A 22,508-nucleotide genomic window follows, 5' to 3' on the forward strand; every position below is an offset into this window, starting at 1 on the left:
GCGGTTTTGGCTCAATTCGTGATGCATCTGAAATGTTTTGGCGAAATGAAATCATGCCACTACAAGCTCGGCTGGAAATCATCAATGAATGGGCTGGGAATGAGATTGTGAGGTTTAGGGGTTATAAGGTGTCTGGCAACGAAGAATAAACCAAAAACCCAAGTCAAAACTTGGGTTTTATTGTATAATTTAACACCAAATTTACACCATTTGATATTTATTTTATCAAAAAATATTTAATTTCAATAACTTATATTAAATAGTGGAAATATCAATCATCGGGGCAACAGATATTCTTTTATTCATATTGATAAAATTGGTCATTAATGAGTTCTTTGCTGATATGGTAAATAGTTTAAGGGTTTTTTGTGGTCGCTAATGAATACTTTACATGATTTATTGATATTGATTGAGCAAATTGTCAAAATTAGCACTGGTAATCAGACCTATCTCTTCGCTACTTTTGCCATAAACTTTTGCCAATGCTTGTGCTACATAAGGCACATAGCTTGGCTCATTGTCTCGTCCACGCTTGGGTGTGGGGGCAAGATAGGGGCTGTCTGTCTCTATCAAAATACGATCAAGTGGTAATTTGGCTGCCACTTCTCTTAAGTCTTGGGATTTATTAAAACTCACAATACCAGAAAAGGAAATATACATGCCTAAATCAAGGACGGTTTTAGCAAAATGATAATCTTCAGTAAAACAATGAATAATACCATGCTCGCACTTCTCCGCCTTTAATACATCTAAGGTATCGTGATAGGCGGCTCGAGTATGGACAATGATGGGTTTTTTGAGAGATTGACTGGCATGAATGTGCGTAGCAAAGCTGTGCTTTTGCTCCACTTTTTTATCGCTATCCCAATGATAATCAAGCCCTGTTTCACCAAACGCCCAAACCTTATCATGATTCAAGCTGATAAAATCATCAATCCAAACCGACCTTAGCATCTCTTTATCTTGGCAAGGGTGAACACCAATACTCATGCCAATATCAATTTTTTCATCAGACAATCCCACCCAGCGTTCAATGTCGTGTATTTCATCAAAATTGCAACAAATCGCCATAACACGGCTGACTTGCATGGCTTTTAGATTATCTAGTAAAGCAGATGGGTTGTGTTGATAAGGTTCTAAATAAGTCAAATGGGCGTGGCTGTCAGTATACATAGCTACTCAAATCAAGTAAAAACAGTCATTATAACGCATTTTTATCCCTTTTTGGCAAATCCGCCATCTCTTAAGCGGTATTCAAAAACCAATATTATCTCTTGCTTTTATCAGCATGGCTTAGATATTAACTCCTCCATTAAAACACAAATACACAAGGATAAATACTTCAGTTTTAAATAACCAAAAAACAAAAAATAAAACCACTATAATTAAGTGGCTTTATTTTTTGGCTTATCTGATGATGATTAACGAGTAGTACAGCTGGTGTTCTTGGCAGCACCACCATGCACACCTACATACTCAAAGTAAGCTTGGCTACCTTTTTGATGCCATTGACCACCATAGCCCCATAGACCTGTATGAGCAGTATATAGCTCACCAGATGCCGATCTTGCTTGGCTTAAGATGGCTTTTTTATTGTCGTTAGTAGTAAGCTCGATTTGATCATTACCCAAGTGCTTTACTGCAACGCTCAAACCGTTTTCACAGCTAAAATGCTGAATGGCTGGTTGTGCCTTAGCGGTCATATTATTGCTTGCGGTGTTAGAGTTGGTTGCACAACCTACTAAGATTACAGCACTTGCAGCAACTAAAGAAGCGATTTTTTTCATATGTTAAACTCCCATTTGAGATTAAAGATGTTTAAGTGTTAAAGGCATCTAAACGATGAATCATCATCAAAACACACCTTCAAACAAGAAATACATCATCTATATTCTTATCCACACTATAAATCAAAACGACTTTATTGTCAAATCCTGACGATTTTAGTAAAATATGCAACACCAAGAGATGTTGCACCCTTAATCTTAATCGCACTAAGGTCAGGCTTGGTTTAATTATTTTGTTAATAATTAAAAAACAACGACATCTGCACATTTCTTTAACCATTTATTTAAGGAGTGGACAGATGTCTGCATTTACTGACTACAAAGTTGCTGATATTACTTTAGCTGAGTTTGGTCGCAAAGAAATCCGCCTTGCTGAGACCGAAATGCCTGCCCTAATGGGCATTCGCAAACGCTACGCTGACGAAAAACCGCTACAAGGTGCAAAAATCGTCGGATGTATCCACATGACCATTCAAACAGCTGTTTTGATTGAGACTTTGGTGGCACTTGGAGCAGAAGTTCGCTGGACTTCATGTAATATTTTTAGCACCCAAGATCATGCCGCCGCTGCCATTGCTGCAGCTGGTATTCCTGTTTTTGCATGGAAAGGCGAAACCGAAGAAGAATACCTATGGTGCTTGGAACAACAGATTCACAAGGATGGCAAACTTTGGAATGCCAATCTTATCTTAGATGATGGTGGCGATTTGACCGCACTCATTCACGAAAAATATCCACAAATGCTAGAGCATATTCATGGCATCAGCGAAGAAACCACAACGGGCGTACACCGCTTAATTGAGATGCTAGGTAATGGCAAGCTAAAAGTCCCTGCCATCAATGTCAATGATGCCATCACCAAATCCAAGAACGACAATAAATACGGCTGCCGTCATTCACTCAATGACGCCATCAAGCGTGCCACCGATATGCTACTATCAGGTCGCCGTGCTTTGGTTGTTGGCTATGGCGATGTAGGCAAAGGCTCTGCTCAGTCTTTGCGTCAAGAAGGCATGATTGTGCGTATCTCTGAAGTTGACCCAATTTGTGCGATGCAAGCATGTATGGACGGCTATGAAGTGGTATCGCCTTTCATCAATGGCGACCAATCTTGTGGTGTCAACACCGCCCTGTTGTCAGATACCGACCTTGTTGTTACCACCACAGGTAACTACAATGTCTGCAACAGTGAAATGTTAAAGGCATTAAAATCCACTGCAGTGGTATGCAATATTGGGCATTTTGACACAGAGATTGATACCGACTTTATGCGTAAAAACTGGCGTTGGGAAGAGATTAAGCCTCAAGTTCATCAAGTCTATCGCTCAGATGATGACAGCGATTATTTAATCTTGCTAAGCGAAGGGCGTCTTGTCAATCTAGGCAATGCCACAGGGCACCCCTCACGCATTATGGACGGCTCATTTGCCAATCAGGTACTGGCTCAAATTCATCTATACAAAGAAAAATTTGCCAATCTACCCACTGAAGAAAAATCCAGCAAAGTCTATGTCAAGGTTCTGCCCAAAAAATTAGATGAAGAAGTCGCTGCTGCTATGGTTGCTGGCTTTAATGGTGTCATTACCAAGCTGACCCAAGAGCAGGCAGATTATTTGGGCGTAAGCGTTGAAGGTCCATTTAAATCTAACGAGTATAAATACTAACCCACCAAAATAGATAGCCACATCAATGGGTTGACATGGGTCAATCCATTGATTGCGTGTATCTTATGCCAATTTTATACACCATTAAATACTCAGCATTGCCCTTATTGATTTGACATTCAATATTCTTATGAAGAGTTTCTAATATAACCCAACACTTATGAATGATTTAAACAACCCAAAGGTTTTATTAAATCCTTAAAACAATATCAATCACACTCAAAAACAGCCATGCTAAACAACAATCAAAAAATACCCACCCCTTTTTAAAGCCATTTCACCACAAAACCAAAACAAACACCCAAAACCAAATAAATCATTTCGGCCATATTGATGTATTATTAGGCAATGGCACACAAGTTCAATAAACCCACCTTAAAGCCCAAAGGGAAACAACAAAGGGTGTTGTTACCATTAACGAAAGAGTATTGGGTTTGCATTTTGGTGGCATAGGCACCATCAAATATAACAAGGTATTGGTTTGGCACTCATTTTCTAGTCAATCCAACCAAAAGACCTGTATCTTGTGATTGTTATTTGATTTTTTGTTTTGATTATCATCACTTTATTATTGGATCACTCATGAATCGTTTTTTTGTAGCAGAGCCCCTAAATATAAATCAGCACCTTATCCTACCCAATCAAGTACATCATCACTGGTGTAAGGTACTGCGTGCAAAAGTTGGAGATACCGCCATTTTATTTAATGGACAAGGTGGCGAATATACCGCCACACTCATTGACATGAATCAAAAATCAGCAACTGTCCGCCTAGACACACACAACCCAACCAACCGCACACCGCCTTATGCCGTAACACTAGGTCAAGTGATGAGTCGTGGCGAACGCATGGATTACGCTATTCAAAAGGCAACCGAAATGGGTGTCAGACACATTCAGCTACTCACCAGCGATTACTGCCAAGAACACCTAAAATACGAAAGAGACAAAAAGAAACTCATACACTGGCAAAATATCGCCATCGCTGCCTGTGAGCAATGCGGACTAAACATTGTTCCTAGCATACTACCACCGATTGACCTAGCATCATGGCTTAGCATCCATCAGTCTGCACTAAAACTGATGATGGCTGTCAGCGATGGCAAATTCACCCCACGGTTGCCTGACGACATTACTTTGTTGGTCGGTCCTGAAGGGGGATTGTCTTCTAAAGAGATTGAGCTTGCCATCTTTCATGGCTTTCACGCATGGACGATAGGCGAGCGAGTACTACGCACCGAGACCGCCCCCGTGGTGGCATTATCTGCCTTACAGACATTGCACGACATCACTCAATAGTCACAAAAGACAATCAAGAGACAGTTCATCGCATGCGAAAAATCATTCATTTGGACATGGACGCTTTTTTTGCCAGCGTGGAGCAAAGAGACAATCCAAGCTATCAGGGCAAGCCACTCATCGTTGGTGGCGACCCCAATGGGCGTGGCGTGGTTGCTGCTGCCAGTTATGAAGTGCGTCAATTTGGCGTGCATTCGGCGATGAGCTGTTATGAAGCCAAGAGACGCTGCCCTCAAGCCATCTTTGTCCGCCCTCGCTTTGATGTATATCGTAGTATCAGCAACCAAATCAAGTCCATCATGCTAAAGCTCACCAGTCTAGTTGAGCCATTATCGTTGGACGAAGCCTATCTAGATGTTACTGGCAAGCACTACTGCAATGGCTCAGCCACACTCATGGCGAACTGGCTTCGTGGCGAGATTTATCGACAAACTGGACTGACTTCATCAGCAGGCGTGTCTTTTAATAAAATGCTTGCCAAAATCGCCTCCGATATCAACAAACCCAACGGCATCGCTGTCATCACCCCTGATATGGCAGACGCTTTCATTAGCACACTTAGCATTGAACGATTTTATGGCATTGGCAAGGCAAGTACCAAACGCCTACACGAAATAGGCGTCTTTACAGGGCAAGATTTAAGCAACCTACCATTGATACAGTTAGTAGAAATGTTTGGCAATAAGCGTGGGCAGTTTTATCACAACATTGCCCATGCAATAGACGATAGAGAAGTCAAGGCGGTGCGTGTGCGAAAATCCATCGGCACCGAGATTACCTTTAGTGAAAATACCACCGATGATCAACTCATTCTCCAAAAAATCAACGAACAAAATCTAGAAGCATGGCAAGATTTGGTACAGCGAAAAATGCGTGCCTATACCGTAACACTAAAATTAAAATACAGCGATTTTAGCCAGATTACTCGTAGCCATTCTGTCAAATCGCCTTTTAAAGATGCAAATCATGTAATGCCATGGCTAATCAAGCTGTATCACGCCAGCCCAAAGCACCTGCCCGTGGTCTGGTGGGCGTTACCTTTTCAACTCTTGAAAGCATTGATGACAGCACCGAGCAGTTGGATTTATTTGATTAGTTACATGAATCAACAATGGCGACATTTAAGTCGCCATACTCGGTATTTTTTATGATGCTTAGTAAATCTTTATAAGGACCAATCCTCAATTCGCCAGCCCCTAGCCTTTGCTTCAGCTGTTAAAATCTCATCAGGATTGATACATATTGCCTCATCAGCAAAACTCAGTAATGGCAAATCATTCTTAGAATCCGAATATGCAATCAATTTGTCAAAAATAACACCTTTATTCTTATACGAGCTGATCAACTCATTAAGATGGTACAGCTTACCCTCTTTGAAGTTTGGTCGTCCACCCACTCGCCCTGTGTATTTATCATCACAAATTTCAAGCACGGTTGCCAGTGTGTGTGCATCATCAACACCGAACAAATTAGCGATGGGCTTGACCACAAAATCATTGGTTGCACTGATAACCACCACCAAATCGCCCGCTTCTTTATGAGCCTGAATCTGAGCAATCGCCTTTGGTCGCATGTTTGGCACAATCCAAGTATCTAGATACTCTTTGCGGTAAGCATATAGCTCTACCATACTCTTGGTGGTCAAAAATGCCGCCACAAATTCATTATACTCCACCGCATCAAGCGTGCCATTGATATAATCTTGGTAGAATTTATCATTGGCATCTTTATAAACCGCCTTATCTACCAGACCTTTATTGACAATAAACTGCCCCCAACTGTGGTCGCTATCCACATTCAGCATGGTCATATCCAAGTCAAACAACGCTAAATTTGCCATTTTCATCCCCATCATCAAAAAATATCATCATAACAAAAAAACCGACAAAGCTAAATAGTTTCTTTCTTAAACAACCATCTTACATCAAAACACACCGCTACAAAACCACCTGCCAAAAGCAACATCACACCATCAAAATCAAAAAATAAAACCACCAGAGAACTGATGGTTTTATTTAATAAATACTCAGCCGATCAAAATCTGCCTTTTAACTGGGCTAAAATTTGATCGATTTCATCATTTGCTTCTTTTTCGTTATTCAGACCGCCCTGCGGTGTTAAGTCATTAACCACTTGTGGTAGCAACTCAGCGATACCTTGACAGACCTCCTGTTCACTTGCTCCTGTCTGAGAGCAGACCTTTTTAATGTCTTGGCTATCAAACAATCTTGCTATGTCGCCAGCATCAATGCCATCATTATCCCTATCAATACTGACCCAAGATTGAGCATGATTACCCAGTCCACCCCCTTGAAATTTCGCCAGAACACCTGACAGACCGCCATTTTTTTGAATATAATTTAGCACGATAGGCAATAAAGCAAGAAGCAATGTGGATTTATTAAAGCCAACACTTTGGCGACCTTGAGCTTGTGTTTGACCACCTAACAGACTCCCAAGAATGCCGCCTAAGTCAGTTGGGCTTGCTTGACGATTTTGGGTTTGCCCGCCCAGTAGACCGCCTAACAAACCGCCCAAACCATCTTGATTGGCATTCGCACCCATCTGACTACCAAGCACCTGACCTAATATACCGCCAAGCCCTGTATTATTATTCTGCTGACCCACTAGGCTACCAAGCATACCACCCAAACCACCTTGTTGCTGTGTGTGTTGGGTATTACCTTGGGTGTTGTTATTGTCATTTAGGGCATTTTGCACAACTTGGGTTACGATAGACTGCAATAAACTCATGATAAAATCCTTAATAAGCACATCATAAAACTTGATTGTCAATTATTGATAAGCTTTAGCCAATCACAAGACTGGTGCCAGACAATCTCATTACAAACTCAAATTACCACCATCTTATCAAAATCCATATAATAAAATGTGTGCATTATGTAAATTTCGGTGGTTGTTTTGGTGATACTGGCGGTATTACGGCAAAGTTTTGTTAATCATGGATACAGTCAATAAGTATTTAATGCTCAATCAATAAAATCATCGGTGAAATCAAATAACAAAATATAAGGTTTCAGCCACCCAAGTTTACCTTAGCCATAAAAACCTTGAGAGATCTTACCGATGCCATGACACAGACCAAGTAGCCGACGAAAGTTCGTCTCATCAATGTCTTTTTCATAAATGACAACATTGATGAATCGTTTATTCGGCATAATGACATAAAAACGCAAAAATACACCCTTTTGACCGCCAAATACCTCTTTAATCTCTGACAGATAGCCATGCCAGATGGTCATCTGACCATTGTTTTTTACACCGATATCCCAAAGCTCATCAATATAAGTGCAATCTAAGGATAACACCCGATAACCCAACAATCGCCTAGCAATCACTAACAAAGACATGATGAATAATATCGCATACTGCCACCATAATAGATGGTGCCATGACAGCCCAAGCACCACCAACACAAATACGCTCTCTGCCATGCTAAATACACGCCTGCCAAGCGTCAAACTGACTGGTAAAGGATTTTTGGAAATTTTAGGCTTAAGGTTAGCAGATTTATTCATCGGCATATTTTAATTGCTTTATTCGATCAATCAGCCGTGCCACACTCTCATCATTAGGACGCTCTTGCCCCAAAAAGAACAATAATAAATCAGGGTCTTCATACTCAAGCAGACGAGTAAAAGCAGTCTGCTCATCATCGGGGGCGGATAAATAGTGTAGTTTAACATAAGGGTCAATATAATAATCAAGCTCTTTTAATCCACGCCGTGCCTGATAGATCACTCGTCTTTGTTCTAATGTTGGTTCAATATGGGTAGTCATTTCATACTCCTAGTGAATGATATCTGATGACCAAACGCCATCTAATCAATGGATTTTTATGGGCTAAGTATAACAAATTTATCACAACTTGAGAGTAGTACTTGCATTTTCTTTAGGAAAATTTTCTAGATTAGGCAAGTGGTGCGTAACACAAGCCATTCAACAAGCAATAAAAATAGCCCCATTGGGGCTATTTTTATTGACATCATTTGTTTACTAGCTCATAGTGCATTACTTAATATCACAAATATAATTGCACTCATGGCAGCGGCAGCTGGCAAGGTAATCACCCACGCCAAACCAATAGGTCTCATCAGCTTCCAGTTGGTGTTTTTATTGACAATACCAATACCCAAAACCGCACCAACCAAAATATGAGTACTAGAAACAGGAATGCCCAAGCTAGATGCACCCATCACAACTGCTGCAGCAGCAAGCTCAGCAACAAAACCTGATGCTGGGTGCATTTCTGTAAGATTTGTGCCAACGGTCTGGATAACCTCCTTACCGATGAACCACAAACCCACCACCAAAGACACACCAAAAGTTAACATCACAGGTGCAGGCACAGTAGCCTTAGCAGCAATGGCGTTTTCTTTAATCACATCTAAAATCGCCACAAAAGGACCGACCGCATTGGCAATATCATTTGAGCCATGCGAGAATGCAAAAGCACACGCTGTAAATACCTGCATCCAGCTAAACATGATAAAAGTCGCCTTACCCAAGTCTTCTTTGTGCTTACCACGGATTGTTTTGGTATAGATGAACGCTGTCAGCCAAGCCATAGCACCAATCATGCCCATCACTAGGCTTGCGTGTAGTGTTGTTAAACTAAGACCAGTGTTCTTTAGACCTTTAAAAACAACCATCGCAGTCATAATGATTGCACCTAAGGCTGCAATAAGTGGCACCCATGTTTTTAGAGCTTTTAGGGTGTCTAGATTGCCACGCTCATTCTCAATGTCATACAATGAACGGTAATATTCAGTTTCTATCTCTTCACGGACACAATCACCCCCATTAAAAGTCTCTTGATCACGAAGTAGTGCTGTGGTGTAAGGTAGCTTTTCACTCTCACCAAGTCTTTCAAAATATTCTTTTTGTTCACGCTTGATGATCTTTTTTTTAGTCTTTAGCGTCTTGACATGGATTTCCACTTTATCATTATAAGCCAAGATATTACGCTTAATCAGACTGTACAAAATATAAGACAATAGACCGCCAAGCAAGGGAGAGATTACCCAAGAAACAGCGATTTCGCTGATTTTTGACCATTTTACAGTAGAAAATGCAAGCTCACTACCGCCAACACTGATGCCAAGCACGATGGATGAACCAATAATACCGCCAATGATGGCGTGTGTGGTAGATACCGGCAGGCCTTTTTTGGTCGCAAACAACAGCCAAAACGCTGCTGCTGCCAACGCTGATAACATCAAATAGATAAACTGGTTGGGCGAAACACCTAGTTGGGCAATATCAACAATGCCACTACGAATGGTGTCGGTAACCGCTGCACCTGCCAAAACCGCACCTGATACCTCAAAAATCGCCGCCACCGCAAGTGCCTGAGAAACAGATAGTGTACCCGCCCCCACAGAAGTGCCAAATGAGTTGGCAACATCATTACCGCCAATGTTAAATGCCATAAATATGCCAAAGAAACTGGCAAGCATGAATAGCAATACCTGCTGATGAGCCGTATAAGACAGCCCCCACATGGTAAAATAGATACACATGCCCACAAGCAACAACGCAAAAAAGATGTTCGCTGCCATCGGTGTAGTTTGTTTTGCTGAATTAACCATAAATCCCCCAAAATACTGATCTTTTTATATGCCTATTCGGCGACACACTCCAAAAAAGACCCATCAACCAAGTAAGATAAATAAACCTAAAAAATAACCATCATGATGACAACTTGACAAGTATAGTTGTTTTATGACAGCTTTATGATAATTTTAACATATTGGCAGTATTTTATCACTAAATTTATCACTCACAGACATTTCAATACAACACGCTTAAATTTTGATGCCGATATACCAAGCAGGCAACCTAAAAGATAGAACCAATGAAAATGATGACATGAATTACCCAGTAAGATTGAAATTTTTAATCACAATCGCCACATAATCCATCATCATATCCACTTTTTACCTTTGCACCACTTGCACAGAGATTTGTTTATGTCGCAGATTCAATTATTGGTTGATACTCTAACTCACTACCAAACCCTACCCCACCATAGCAACAGCGAACTTAATAAAGTATTTTTTGGGGTACAGCAGTGGCAAAAACAGCGTATCCACAACACCAGCCAAAGCCTATTTAACAACCCAAAAACCGCACCGCTTGCACATTATCTAATCGGTCAAATCTACGGCAATAAAGAGTTTGATGCGATTGCCAAACAGCTACTCACCGCAGGAAACAACGCCTTAAATGGCTCAGGTCGCCTAGAAAAACTCATCCCCCAAAAGACACTTGCTACAGGTATCTTGGGTGTCAAGGCTGCCGTACTTGCCATACAACTTGACCTAAAAATTGCCCAGTTTATCCACCAAAATGACGCACTTTACCACTCTTTTTTGACCCAAGGCGTACACAATGAGTTGATGGTAAAAGCCTATCACGGTGTTGATAATCAACAAGAGCGAATCATTCAAATCAAAAACATCAAAGAAGTGTGCGAACAATCTTATTTACAATTTAATTCCTTTTTACTTAAAAAGGCTTTTACTCTTGCCAAATCCACCGCTTATCATCATGGCTATCAGCCTTTGTACGACTTTATTCATGATGGATTGCACGCCATCAACACCATTAACAAGATTGAAGATTTTACCAAACCATTTGAACATACTGAGCTTGCCACCATTGAACGCATTTATCATCAAGGGCGTGTTTATGAATGATTATGAGTAATATACGGATTTTTGTATCAAAATAAACAGAATTATAGTATCATTAAGCATGATTAAAAATGTAAATTTAGCATCACAGATATTCAATCACACACAAAAATCAACATTTGGATAAAAGTCATGAGCCAAGACAATAACACCTTTACCAACCCAAACATTCTCCCCACAGGCACACCGCAAGGTCAATCTGCCATGCAGACTGCCAATACAGACCAATCTTCTGCCACCTATTCAGAACACATCGGTGAGACGACACATTTTGGTTATCAGACAGTTAACGCCAAAGACAAACAACGCAAGGTTGCCGAAGTTTTTACTTCTGTTGCCAGTAAATACGACATCATGAATGACCTGATGAGTTTTGGTATTCATCGTCTATGGAAACGCTATGCCATCAGCCTAACAGGCGTGCGTTCAGGTCAAAGCGTGCTAGATATCGCAGGTGGTACAGGAGATTTGGCAAAGGTATTTAGTCGTGAAGTGGGTCGCTCGGGTCGTGTGGTACTCTCTGACATCAACGAAGCGATGCTTGAAGTGGGTCGCACTCGCCTAATTAACGCCGGCTGTAATAATGTTGATTTTGTGTTGGCTAATGCCGAGACGCTTGAGCCATTTGAAGATAATTCTTTTGATTTGGTTACCATCAGTTTTGGTTTGCGTAATGTTACCGACAAACAAAAAGCCTTAGAAGCCATGTATCGTGTCCTAAAACCAGGCGGACGGCTACTGGTGCTTGAATTTAGTAAGCCTGTCTTTGAGCCTTTATCAAAAGCTTATGATTTATACTCTTTTACCGCCCTGCCCCTCATGGGAAAGATTGTTGCAGGTGATAGCGACAGTTATCAATATTTGGCAGAGTCAATTCGTATGCACCCAGACCAAAATACGCTAAAAGCAATGATGGAACAAGCAGGCTTTGTAAATTGTGATTATCACAATCTCACAGGTGGTATCGTGGCGGTGCATCGTGGCTTTAAGGCTAGATAAGGCGTCTTGATGATGATTGCAACGCTTGCATTAGGATTGGCAGAAAAACTCATCAATACAGCAATTCACACCGACCCCCTTGCCATCAAGCATCTACAAATGCTATCAGGCAAGACTCTGCGTATTGTCATAGACAAGCCAGAGCTTAGCGTTGATGTGTTGTTTTGTGATGATCATTTGCGTTTTGAACCTGTTAGTCAAAGTATCTTTGAGCCACAAGGCATTATTATCCACCCTGATTGCACCTTGCGAGTAACTGATGTGGGTGAGCTACCAACCCTAATGCAAAACCCATCAGGTAATTTACCCATTAAGGGCGACCATCAGGTACTACTGCAAATCAAAGAGCTGATATCATCTTTTAGTCCTGATGTGCTAGATAAGCTTGAGCATCTCATTGGTAAAAACGCCACCAGCTACGCTCACCTAGCTATCCAAGAATGCTCGCCGATTGTTATGCCCATTTTATCATCCATCAAATCTTTAATAATCGATGGACTAACCCCCAATAAAGCAAATACAGACAACCTTGATGCACTTATCCATCAAAAAAAGCAAGAATTGCTTCGCCTACAAAGCGACATCGAGCGTGAACAAGCACGCTTAAATGACCTACAAAACCAACCATCAAACTAAAGCCATGCTCATTCCCCATAAGAATCGCCTGTTAGCCCTATACCGAATCGCTGCCAAATACCGCCTAGACACACACTTTGACGAAGTGCCAGAACTTGCTCCGCTTGCACGACTCATTCGGATACATCCAGCCAGTATCGGTAAATCGCACAACCCCCTAGGGGTAAAGCTGGCTCTTGAAGAAATGGGGACCCTATTTTTAAAGCTAGGTCAGCTTTTATCCACTCGCTCAGACCTACTGCCACCAAACATCATCTCCCAACTGTCTTTATTACAAGACAAAGTTACCCCTTTTGACATCAGCACCTTAAAAGACAGCATTGAAGACCCCAAAGTCGGCTTGGGCAAACCCATCCATGAGCTATTTGCTCGCTTTGATGATAAGCCATTAGCTGCTGCCAGTATCGCTCAAGTACACACCGCTGCCCTGCCGGATGGTCGTGAGGTGGTTGTCAAAGTCGTACGACCTAATATCAAGGCGGTCATCATCAAAGACTTTGAGCTTTTAAGAGAGCTTGCTGCTTGGCTATCCGCTCGATTAGAGTCAGCTCGAGCTGTCCATATCGTTAGTATTGTCGAGGATTATCGGCAAATCATGCTCAATGAATTAGACCTAACCCTAGAAGCTACCAACGCCACTAAGATGCGTGATAATTTTTTGGGGTCAAAACTTATCTATGTGCCAGAAGTATATACCGCCAATAAATCAGTCATGGTCTGTGAGCGTATCTTTGGCGTACCCATTTCACAAACCCAAACCTTTGATTCTTTGGACTATGACAGAGCCGAGCTTGCCAAAAATGGTCTGACGATATTTTTTACTCAAGTATTTCGTGATAATTTCTTTCATGCTGATATGCACCCTGGCAATATCTTTGTAGAGACATTGCCTGATGGCGGTGCAGTCGCCCACCCTCGCTATTTGGGACTAGACTGTGCCATCATGGGACAGCTTGCCCCTGATGACCAGCTGGTTGTGGCACGCCTCCTGCTGTCAGTCATGAATGGCAACTACACCATACTTGTGGACATCATCGCACAAGCAGGATGGATACCGCCGTCTGCTGATAAACACGCTTTAATTAAAGACATGGCACGCACAGTCAGCCCCATGGTCTCCAAACCAATGAGCGAACTTGACTTTGCAGGCATTTTATTTGAGATTTTAAATATTGCTCGCCGTCATCAGATGAGCATACCACCACAGCTAATGCTACTGCTCAAGACTCTTGTTCATGTTGAAGGATTGGGGCGTGAGTTGTATCCAGAGCTTGATATTTGGTCGCTCGCCAAGCCGATACTTACCGCATGGGTCAAAGATCAGCTTGACCCCGTCAAAAATCTCAACGAACTAAAAGCTAAAGCACCAGAACTACTACTATCCACCACCGAGCTACCCAAGCTACTTGGTCAAGGCATTCAATCTCTGGCAACATTAGGAGCAAGGCAGGATAAAGAGCTTAGAGAAATTCAAGCCCTAAGAGCAGATTTTCTTAATCAAAAACGCTATGATTGGATTGCCCTCGGTGGATTTTTTGGCTTAATTGCCATTGGGCTGACCGTGCCAATTTGGTGGGTGGGTATTCTATTTCATCTACTGGCGATTATTTTTGTGATTTGGCGGGTGTTGGTATAACAGACATATCGCAAACAATAAATAGGTTGGTTAATAATCACAAGTATCCAATAACAAAGCTAAAGGGCGAGAATATCGCCCTTTTTGATGCCTTTTGCCATCTTTAATTCTTAAACACAACAGGTCGTTCGGCATTAGGATAATGATGCTCATGCTCAACATCGCATTCTTCGCCGATGGTATTGCCTTTATCGTCCTTTGGTTTTTCAATATAACCTGTGCGTTCTTCGGTTGGTAGATATTCATGCTCCCAAACCATGACCGCCTGCATACAAGTCTGTCGCTGTTCATCGGTTAATCGCACGCCATTTTCCCATTTGCCAATCTCAATGGCAGTGCGAAATTTAGCGACAATCTCAGGGTTTAGGCTATTTAAGATATCTTGTTTATTCATGATGGTCCTACGATTTAAGTTTTTAGTGAAAATTCTTCGCTATATAGATTCCAATTAAGCTTGGTGCGACACGCTTCATAAAAGTTGTAGCTTGGTGGATGTAGCAACAACAATGTCTTATCATGCTTGGTAATGAGTAGTGTTTGATCATTATCAAGTGGTGCTGATGCCTTGCCATCTGCTCCAACCATCGGTTGTGTGCGATTATCCTTATGGATATTAATGGCAATCTGACTGCTACCTGCCACCACAAGCGGTCTGCTTGATAGTGTGTGCGGATGCATAGGAACAAGACAAATCGCATCAATGGTCGGATGAATAATGGGTCCACCTGCCGAAAGCGAATAGGCTGTCGAGCCTGTAGGAGTGGATACAATCAGCCCATCTGCGTGCTGGCGATAGACATTATAGTCGTTAATTTTTAGTTGAAAATCAATGGTATGCACTGATTTGCCTGCGTGTAGCACCACATCATTCAACGCCACATCTTCATGAATAACAACATCGGTTGGCTTGCCATGTTCGTCATTTTGAACGATTTTAAAGGTCAATAAAAACCGCTCAACCAACCAGTACTCCCCATCTAAAACCTGTGTTACTCGCTCGGTCAGCTCATCAGGATTCACATCCGCCAAAAAACCCAACCGACCACGATTGATGCCAAGCACAGGAACATCGGTCCCTGCCATCACGCTTGCTACTTGAAGCATTGAACCATCACCACCCACTACGATGGCAAAATCGCAATGCTCGCCAATCTTCTGACGAGGCACAATCTTTAACTGATGACCATCCACTTTATCAAAATCTATCTGTAAGCCTTCAATGGCAGCAGTTTCTGTGTCAATCACAATTGATAAATCACGCTCATCAAGCAAATTGATGAGTTCATTTAAGGTTTCAACCACACTGCTTTTGCCAGCACGACCCAATAGGGCAATGTGGCGAAATGGCGGACGCTTTGGGTGATTGTTGGCAAAATTGGACATACAATTCTAAGGTTAAATAAAGCATATGATACCAAAAAAGCTAGAAGTAGTACAATCAAAGTTTCAGACAAATCGTATAAAACACCACAGATAATCTCTTGATTTTTATAAAATCTGCTTTATAATCACAAGACATTCTTTTTATCTATATTTTTGTATTTTAAGGAAAAAATATGGCAAATCCTATCGTAAGTCGCACCGAGCTTGCTGTTGGCGGTGTCGCCATGACAATTGGCGGTGTGGTCAAAAAAAGTGCGTTTTTGCTAGCATTGGCGGCTGTAGCAGGTTTTTCTGTGTTCTTTTATGCCTTAATGGGTGGTATTTCCATGAATATGCTATACCCATTGGCACTGGTCGGTCTATTCGCCGGCATGGGATTGGGATTGGTTAGTGCTTTTAAGCCACATCTTGCCAAAAGTCTGGCTGTACCGTATGCCTTGTGTGAAGGCGTGCTACTTGGTGCATTTAGCACCATCATGTACACAAGATATCCAAGCGTGCCACTATCAGCCCTATCAGCAACATTTATTACCGCCGCTGTCATGCTAACCTTATACACCACAGGCATCGTAAAAGTTACTGAAAAATTTCGCTCAATTTTGACATCAGCCATCATCGCCATCGGTATTTTATATCTGGTACAACTTGGTTTTAAATTATTTGGTTCAAGCCTGCCACTCCTATTTGATGGTGGTTTGGTGGCAATCGGTTTTAGCGTTTTTGTTACTTTGATTGCATCATTTAGCCTACTGCTAGATTTTGATAATATTGAACAAGGCGTACAACATGGCGTATCTCGTGAATTTGAGTGGGTGTATAGCATTGGCATTTTATCAACGCTGGTTTGGATGTACATTGAGTTTTTGCGTTTGATTGGCTACCTACAAGACGACTAATCGCTTAGCTCATCAGATAAGCTAGATGCCTAGCACAAAGCAATAAAAATCGCACCCCAAGAGTGCGATTTTTATTGTGCCATTTATCGCTTTAATCGCATGGCATTTGCCACCACAAACAAACTAGATATCGACATACCAATCGCCGCTAGCCAAGGCGGTATATAGCCCAATGCCGCAGGAATCAGTACAATGGCGTTATAAGCCAATGCCCAACGCAAATTTTGGCGGATAATCTTTTGTGTCTTTGCAGAAAGACTAAGTGCCTGAGTAATCGCCATCATTTTGCCACCCATTAGCACACTGTCTGATGACACCTGTGCCAAATCCGTCGCACCTGCCATCGCCGTTGAGACATTTGCTGCCGCCAGAACGGGTGCATCATTAATGCCATCACCCACCATGAGTACCGTATATCCTGACGCTTGCAACTGCTTGATGTGACTGACTTTATCTTGCGGTGTCAATCCAAAATACGCCTGCTCAATTCCCAACGATTTTGCCACCTCCACAGCACTTGGATTGGGGTCGCCTGTGAGCATGATGGGTGTGATATTTTGGCGTTTTAGCTCATCAATCATTGCATGAGCATCTTGTCTGATGGTGTCATTAAAATAAAATCTTGCCACCGTTTGCCACTCACCCTGAATCATACAGGATAACAACACCGACATATTCGCCTGATATTTTCCAAGATTTTCTATCAACATGGTAGGCAGTGTGCCTTGTGGTTGCACAAACTGTTGATGACCAATGCGGTAACACACACCATCAATCCACCCCTCCACACCACCTGCCGTGTGGTGGATGCCATCTTTGACACTTGGCAAATGCAGTCCGTGAGCTGCTGTTAGTATAGCCCACGCCACAGGGTGTTTTGAGCCAATCTCAAGAGCGGCGGCGATTTTTAGAGCGTCCGTCTTATCAATGACGCTAACCGTCTCCAAAAGGTTCGCCTGCCCAAGCGTTAGCGTGCCTGTCTTATCAAAACAAGCATGGCTTACTTCCGATAAGGTCTGAATGGTATGCCCACGAGTCGCCAAAAAACCAAGCGATGCCAAACGATTGGTTGATACCGTCAAGGCTATCGGTGTGGCAAGACTTAAGGCACAGGGGCAGGTTGCCACCAACACCGCCACTGTCGCCCATAACGCCTCATGCTTATCAATAAACCACCACACCGCAAACACAAGACATGACAACACCAACACTCGTGCCACAAACCATCTTGCCATCTTATCCGCATCTTGAGCGATTTTTGGTTTTTCGCTCATGGCTCGATTCATCAGTCTGTCAATCAAAGAGATTTGGCTGTCATCAACCTTAGCCGTAACAAGCATGATAAAAGGCTGACTATCATTTTGAGCACCCCCCACAACCACATCGCCACGCTCCTTGACAATCAAATCACTCTCACCTGTTAGCAAACTCTGTGATACCGTCGCCGTCTCTGACAACAAAATACCATCGGTAACAATCTGCGACCCTGCATCAATACAGATGACATCGCCAATCTCCACCGACTGAGCAAGCAGTCTATCTTGGACTTCGCTTATCACTAGCTCTTGATTTGCCTGATGTTGTCGCCACCATGTATCAATGATGGATTTTTTATCATCTCGGCTTAGCGTGTCATCTTTAGTTAACTTAGCGACAAGATCGTTGTCATTAGTAATTTTTTGCACCAAAATGGGATTGATTACCACCAAATCAGATGCCATGTTTGATGCTTTTAGGCGAGCGTTATGTTCAATATAACGACCAGCCAACAAAAAGAAAATAAACATCGATACCGAGTCAAAATATGCTTCGCCTGTTCCTGTTAAGGTTGCATAGACACTGGCAGCAAAAGTGGTGATGAGTGCAATACAAACAGGCACATCCATGTTTACTTGGCGAGCCTTGATGGCATTATATGCCGATGCAAAAAACGGCACGCCTGAATAGAATAACACAGGTATGGTAACAAATAACGCCACATACCGCAGGAAATCTCGATGCTCCAACAAGATGCCTGTATATGCCCCAAAATACATGCCAATGGAAAACATCATTGCCTGCATTGCCCCAAGTGCCGAGATTGCCAGACGAATCAGCATTTGCTTGTTTTGGCGTTTTAACATGGCTTCATGCGTATCTTGTCGATACGGCTTAGCATCATAGCCTACCGAGTGTACCGCCCTTAATATCTCACCAATACTACACCGATGCTCGTCCCAACTGACTCGCATACGCTGCTGAGTCAGATTGACCTGACACATTCGCACGCCATCTATCGCTCTTAAACGAGTCTCGATAAGCCAAGTGCACGCCGAACAGCGTAAGTTCGCCACCGATAATTCTGCGGTATTACCACCATCTTCTTGATAGACAAATTGTGCCTTAATATCATCATGATTATACGCATCAAAATTCATCACATCAGGCAGGCTAGCAGTTGGGCTAATCTCACGGCGGTCTAGATAGTACTGATCAAGCTGTAAATCCACAATGCTTTGCGAGGCAAGCTGACAGCCCAAACAACACATCGGACGAGCTTTATTGAAAATCGTGGTATAAAAAGGCTCTTTTGGTAACACTTCACCACAATGAAAGCACGCATCTGTAGGAGGCAGGAGTAAAGACTGAGAAATTTCATCATCAATCTTATTATCGATGGTCATAATCACTCCAAAACAATCTGAAAAATCAGCCTAAAAGACATTCAAGAGCAATAAAAATCACCCTTAAGGCAAACAAAATCTATTTAAAGCCTTGTATCATTATAACACAGTTATTGCACATTCTTGATGAGACAAAGCTGGTGAATTTTGTACATACACCGGTGCGATGTTTAGAAGAGTTAGGCAAAAACCATCATGCACGCCATCAATCATTTTAATCAACAATCAATTAGTACTTGATAAAATATCAACAAATCGCTAGTATGTTTATCTCATTGATTATAAAGGTCTGTTTATGCTCACTAAGCCCCCCCATCTTCCACACAGCCATTTGGACAACCACACTCCAAAACAACAGCAAGGCTCGGTTTTAGGCTTTATCGTGCTAGTGGTCGTACTCGCCGCCATGATTTTACTTGGGCTTTATGTATTTTATTTAAACAGTGTCATCATCAATAAATTTGAAAATCGTCGCTGGGATATTCCTGCAACGGTTTATTCTCGCCCACTTGAACTCTCACCCAATGCACCACTTAGTCAGACCGACCTTGACAGCTGGTTAAAACTACTCAACTATACCAAAAACAGCACCAAACAAGGTGGTTATCAACAGCAAGGGGCAACCTACACGATTTACACTCGTGGTTTTGATTATGGCGATGGCGATATAGAACCTAAGCAGACCATCAAAATCAGCTTTTCTAATGGGAAAATTACCAGTCTTCAGACCAGTCACCCCACCACCAAAGGCATGCTACGCCTAGAGCCTGTCAATGTGGGCGGTATTTACCCCCAAAACAATGAAGACCGTATCTTACTTGATAAAGACAGCTTGCCCAAGCACTTAATTGATGCACTCATCGCTACCGAAGATCGTAACTTTTATGAGCATCATGGGATATCCTTGCGTGGTACAGCTCGTGCAATTTTATCCAATCTGACAGGTGGTCAAAGACAAGGTGGCTCAACCATCACACAGCAACTTGTCAAGAATTTTTATCTAAATTCAGAACGCAGTTTAAAGCGAAAAGCCAATGAAGCCATTATGGCACTATTGCTTGAACTGCATTATGACAAAAATGAGATTTTACTTGCCTATCTTAATGAGATTAACTTAGGACAAAATGGCAATCGCTCAGTAAACGGTTTTGGGATTGCCTCACAGTTTTATTTTAACAAGCCTCTTTCTGAGTTGCGTTTAGACCAATACGCTTTATTGGTTGGCATTGCCAAAGGCTCTAGTTATTACAACCCAAAAAAACACCCAAAGCGTGCCACCGACAGACGAAACACCGTCTTGCATAATATGCTCACCATAGGAAAAATCAGCCAAAGTGAGTATGATAATGCCATCCAAAAACCCTTAGATGTGGTAAAAACTCCGATTATCGCCAAAAGTCGTTTTCCTGATTTTTTTGATGCCATTTCTCGAGAGTTAAAAGCATATTATAAAGAAGAGGACCTACAAAACAGAGGGCTTCGCATCATCTCAACGCTTGACCCCATCGCCCAAAATCATGCCAATAACGCCGTCATCAATGGCACAAAAAACCCCTTACAAGCCGCCTTGGTCAGTGCCAATCCTAACACAGGTGAGGTGGTTGCGCTGGTAGGTGGGCGTGGTGATTTTACAGGTTTTAACCGTGCCATTGACGCTAAGCGACAAGTCGGCTCATTATTAAAACCTGTCATCTACCTAACCGCTCTGCAATCGGGACGCTACAACTTAGCCAGCAGTGTCGATGATAGCCCTACTAACTACAACATTGATGGGCAGTCTTGGACACCAAGAAACTATGGCGGCGTCTCACACGGAGCAACGCCACTAACCAAAGCCCTTGCCCACTCGTACAATCAAGCAGCGGTCAATCTTGGCATGGAATTTGGATTGCATAATTTTCAAAAACAATTACAAGCACTAGGCATCAACCAAAGTTTACCACCCTACCCATCAATACTACTTGGAGCGGTAGATTTGACCGCCATGGACATACTGGGTGTGTATCAGATTTTCGCTACAGGTGGTGTTAGTACACCATTACACACCATCAATAAAGTCATTGATGATAAAGGCGTCATACTCCAAAACAGCGATCAACGCACCCAAATTCGCCTATCGCCTGAAGCCACTTATCTAACCAACTATGCCATGCAACAGGTATTCACTCAAGGCACGGCAAAGGCGGGTAATTTTAACAGCTCTTTAAATCTGGCAGGCAAAACAGGAACAACCAATGACGGTCGTGATGCGTGGTTTGCAGGATATAGTGGTAATTATGTCTCGGTAGTCTGGGTTGGACTTGATAACAACAAACCCTTGGGATTGACAGGTAGCTCTCACGCCCTACCCATTTGGCGACGCTTCATGCAGTCGCTCAACCATACACCCGTCCAACTTGACCAGCCTAGCGGTATCGAATGGCAATGGTTGGATAATGGCACAGGTCTTTTGTCCCAAGAATACTGTCAGCACGCCGTACGACTACCCATCATCCGCCAGTACGCACCTGCTCAATACGCCAATTGCGTCATTGATGGATTTGGTAATGATGTGGCATATGTTGAAAATGGCTGGATAGATACAGACATGATTCATCAAGAGTATCACGATGGCTATGGCGAAGAGAGTGTCGCACCCCAAGAACATCGGCACGCACCAAATGAACAAATAGACTTAATAGAGAACGAGAGTATGGCATACTAAGCCAACCACCTTGTGATATATCCATCATGATGACTCAATGCCAAACAACATCGTGATACAAATGGCAATACCGCAAGCGACAAAGCCTGCCATATCTGCTATAATAACCAAAATCTATCACA

19 protein-coding genes are annotated in these 22,508 nt (G+C 42.4%); 9 read left to right on the top strand and 10 right to left on the bottom strand.

The window, feature by feature from the left end; genetic code table 11:
* Positions 1 to 396 precede the first annotated feature (396 nt).
* Together ACERC6_RS02105 and ACERC6_RS02110 are read right to left on the bottom strand one after the other, a co-directional pair.
* The gene (locus tag ACERC6_RS02105; RefSeq protein ID WP_373627787.1) at positions 397 to 1,173 is read right to left on the bottom strand and encodes a TatD family hydrolase; all 777 of its coding nucleotides are present in this window, start codon (positions 1,171 to 1,173) and stop codon (positions 397 to 399) included.
* Positions 1,174 to 1,421: 248 nt separating this feature from the next.
* Positions 1,422 to 1,787 carry an MliC family protein gene (locus ACERC6_RS02110; protein ID WP_284673114.1) on the bottom strand — a complete coding sequence of 122 codons (366 nt, stop codon included), beginning with the start codon at positions 1,785 to 1,787 and terminating at the stop codon, positions 1,422 to 1,424.
* 299 nt (positions 1,788 to 2,086) lie between these two features.
* On the opposite strand from ACERC6_RS02110, the gene ahcY reads away from it, so the two are divergent.
* The 3 genes from ahcY (at position 2,087) to dinB (ending at position 5,901) form a co-directional block, all read left to right on the top strand.
* Positions 2,087 to 3,451, top strand: coding sequence for an adenosylhomocysteinase (gene ahcY, locus ACERC6_RS02115; protein ID WP_373627786.1), 1,365 nt, complete (start codon positions 2,087 to 2,089; stop codon positions 3,449 to 3,451).
* A gap of 582 nt (positions 3,452 to 4,033) precedes the next feature.
* On the top strand, positions 4,034 to 4,750 hold the full coding sequence (locus ACERC6_RS02120; RefSeq protein ID WP_373627785.1) for a 16S rRNA (uracil(1498)-N(3))-methyltransferase: 717 nt from the start codon (positions 4,034 to 4,036) through the stop codon (positions 4,748 to 4,750).
* A complete protein-coding gene (dinB, locus tag ACERC6_RS02125; RefSeq protein WP_373627784.1) occupies positions 4,660 to 5,901 on the top strand; it encodes a DNA polymerase IV in 1,242 nt (413 codons plus the stop codon). The genes ACERC6_RS02120 and dinB overlap by 91 nt, the downstream gene beginning before the upstream one ends.
* Positions 5,902 to 5,915: 14 nt before the next feature.
* Here the strand turns inward: dinB and ACERC6_RS02130 are convergent, their stop codons facing one another.
* From ACERC6_RS02130 to ACERC6_RS02150, 5 genes are all read right to left on the bottom strand, one after another.
* Positions 5,916 to 6,590: an HAD family hydrolase gene (locus ACERC6_RS02130; protein ID WP_373627782.1), complete on the bottom strand. Its 675-nt coding sequence runs from the start codon at positions 6,588 to 6,590 to the stop codon at positions 5,916 to 5,918.
* A gap of 194 nt (positions 6,591 to 6,784) precedes the next feature.
* Complete coding sequence (locus tag ACERC6_RS02135) at positions 6,785 to 7,504, bottom strand: YidB family protein (RefSeq protein ID WP_373627781.1); 720 nt, start codon at positions 7,502 to 7,504, stop codon at positions 6,785 to 6,787.
* Between the two features lie 302 nt (positions 7,505 to 7,806).
* On the bottom strand, positions 7,807 to 8,295 hold the full coding sequence (locus ACERC6_RS02140; protein WP_373627779.1) for a hypothetical protein: 489 nt from the start codon (positions 8,293 to 8,295) through the stop codon (positions 7,807 to 7,809).
* A complete protein-coding gene (locus tag ACERC6_RS02145; RefSeq protein ID WP_284673120.1) occupies positions 8,282 to 8,551 on the bottom strand; it encodes a succinate dehydrogenase assembly factor 2 in 270 nt (89 codons plus the stop codon). Before ACERC6_RS02145 ends, ACERC6_RS02140 begins: the two co-directional genes overlap by 14 nt.
* A 221-nt stretch (positions 8,552 to 8,772) precedes the next feature.
* On the bottom strand, positions 8,773 to 10,362 hold the full coding sequence (locus tag ACERC6_RS02150; RefSeq protein WP_373627777.1) for an inorganic phosphate transporter: 1,590 nt from the start codon (positions 10,360 to 10,362) through the stop codon (positions 8,773 to 8,775).
* A gap of 381 nt (positions 10,363 to 10,743) precedes the next feature.
* Between ACERC6_RS02150 and ACERC6_RS02155 the strand changes: the two genes are divergently transcribed.
* The 4 genes from ACERC6_RS02155 to ACERC6_RS02170 all read left to right on the top strand — a co-directional run bounded on the left by ACERC6_RS02155 (position 10,744) and on the right by ACERC6_RS02170 (position 14,740).
* On the top strand, positions 10,744 to 11,472 hold the full coding sequence (locus ACERC6_RS02155; RefSeq protein WP_373627776.1) for a hypothetical protein: 729 nt from the start codon (positions 10,744 to 10,746) through the stop codon (positions 11,470 to 11,472).
* Between the two features lie 129 nt (positions 11,473 to 11,601).
* Positions 11,602 to 12,468, top strand: a complete 867-nt coding sequence (gene ubiE, locus ACERC6_RS02160) for a bifunctional demethylmenaquinone methyltransferase/2-methoxy-6-polyprenyl-1,4-benzoquinol methylase UbiE (protein WP_284673123.1) — start codon at positions 11,602 to 11,604, stop codon at positions 12,466 to 12,468.
* 9 nt (positions 12,469 to 12,477) lie between these two features.
* Positions 12,478 to 13,104, top strand: a complete 627-nt coding sequence (locus ACERC6_RS02165; protein ID WP_373627774.1) for a hypothetical protein — start codon at positions 12,478 to 12,480, stop codon at positions 13,102 to 13,104.
* A gap of 4 nt (positions 13,105 to 13,108) precedes the next feature.
* Positions 13,109 to 14,740, top strand: a complete 1,632-nt coding sequence (locus ACERC6_RS02170) for an ABC1 kinase family protein (RefSeq protein WP_373627795.1) — start codon at positions 13,109 to 13,111, stop codon at positions 14,738 to 14,740.
* Between the two features lie 103 nt (positions 14,741 to 14,843).
* Here ACERC6_RS02170 and ACERC6_RS02175 read toward each other — a convergent pair whose 3' ends face one another.
* Both ACERC6_RS02175 and ACERC6_RS02180 read right to left on the bottom strand, forming a co-directional pair.
* Positions 14,844 to 15,134, bottom strand: a complete 291-nt coding sequence (locus tag ACERC6_RS02175) for a YeaC family protein (RefSeq protein ID WP_284673125.1) — start codon at positions 15,132 to 15,134, stop codon at positions 14,844 to 14,846.
* 14 nt (positions 15,135 to 15,148) lie between these two features.
* A complete protein-coding gene (locus ACERC6_RS02180; RefSeq protein WP_373627773.1) occupies positions 15,149 to 16,123 on the bottom strand; it encodes an NAD(+) kinase in 975 nt (324 codons plus the stop codon).
* A gap of 173 nt (positions 16,124 to 16,296) precedes the next feature.
* Here ACERC6_RS02180 and ACERC6_RS02185 point away from each other — a divergent pair, with 173 nt between their 5' ends.
* Positions 16,297 to 17,019, top strand: a complete 723-nt coding sequence (locus ACERC6_RS02185) for a Bax inhibitor-1/YccA family protein (protein WP_373627771.1) — start codon at positions 16,297 to 16,299, stop codon at positions 17,017 to 17,019.
* 83 nt (positions 17,020 to 17,102) lie between these two features.
* Here ACERC6_RS02185 and ACERC6_RS02190 read toward each other — a convergent pair whose 3' ends face one another.
* On the bottom strand, positions 17,103 to 19,682 hold the full coding sequence (locus ACERC6_RS02190) for a heavy metal translocating P-type ATPase (RefSeq protein WP_373627767.1): 2,580 nt from the start codon (positions 19,680 to 19,682) through the stop codon (positions 17,103 to 17,105).
* Between the two features lie 295 nt (positions 19,683 to 19,977).
* Between ACERC6_RS02190 and mrcB the strand changes: the two genes are divergently transcribed.
* Positions 19,978 to 22,386 (top strand): penicillin-binding protein 1B, encoded by a 2,409-nt coding sequence (gene mrcB / locus ACERC6_RS02195; protein ID WP_373627766.1) that lies wholly within the window; start codon positions 19,978 to 19,980, stop codon positions 22,384 to 22,386.
* Positions 22,387 to 22,508 lie beyond the last annotated feature (122 nt).

The sequence above is a fragment of the Moraxella sp. E33BD genome (genome assembly GCF_041807865.1).
GTDB classification, from domain to species: domain Bacteria; phylum Pseudomonadota; class Gammaproteobacteria; order Pseudomonadales; family Moraxellaceae; genus Moraxella; species Moraxella haemolytica.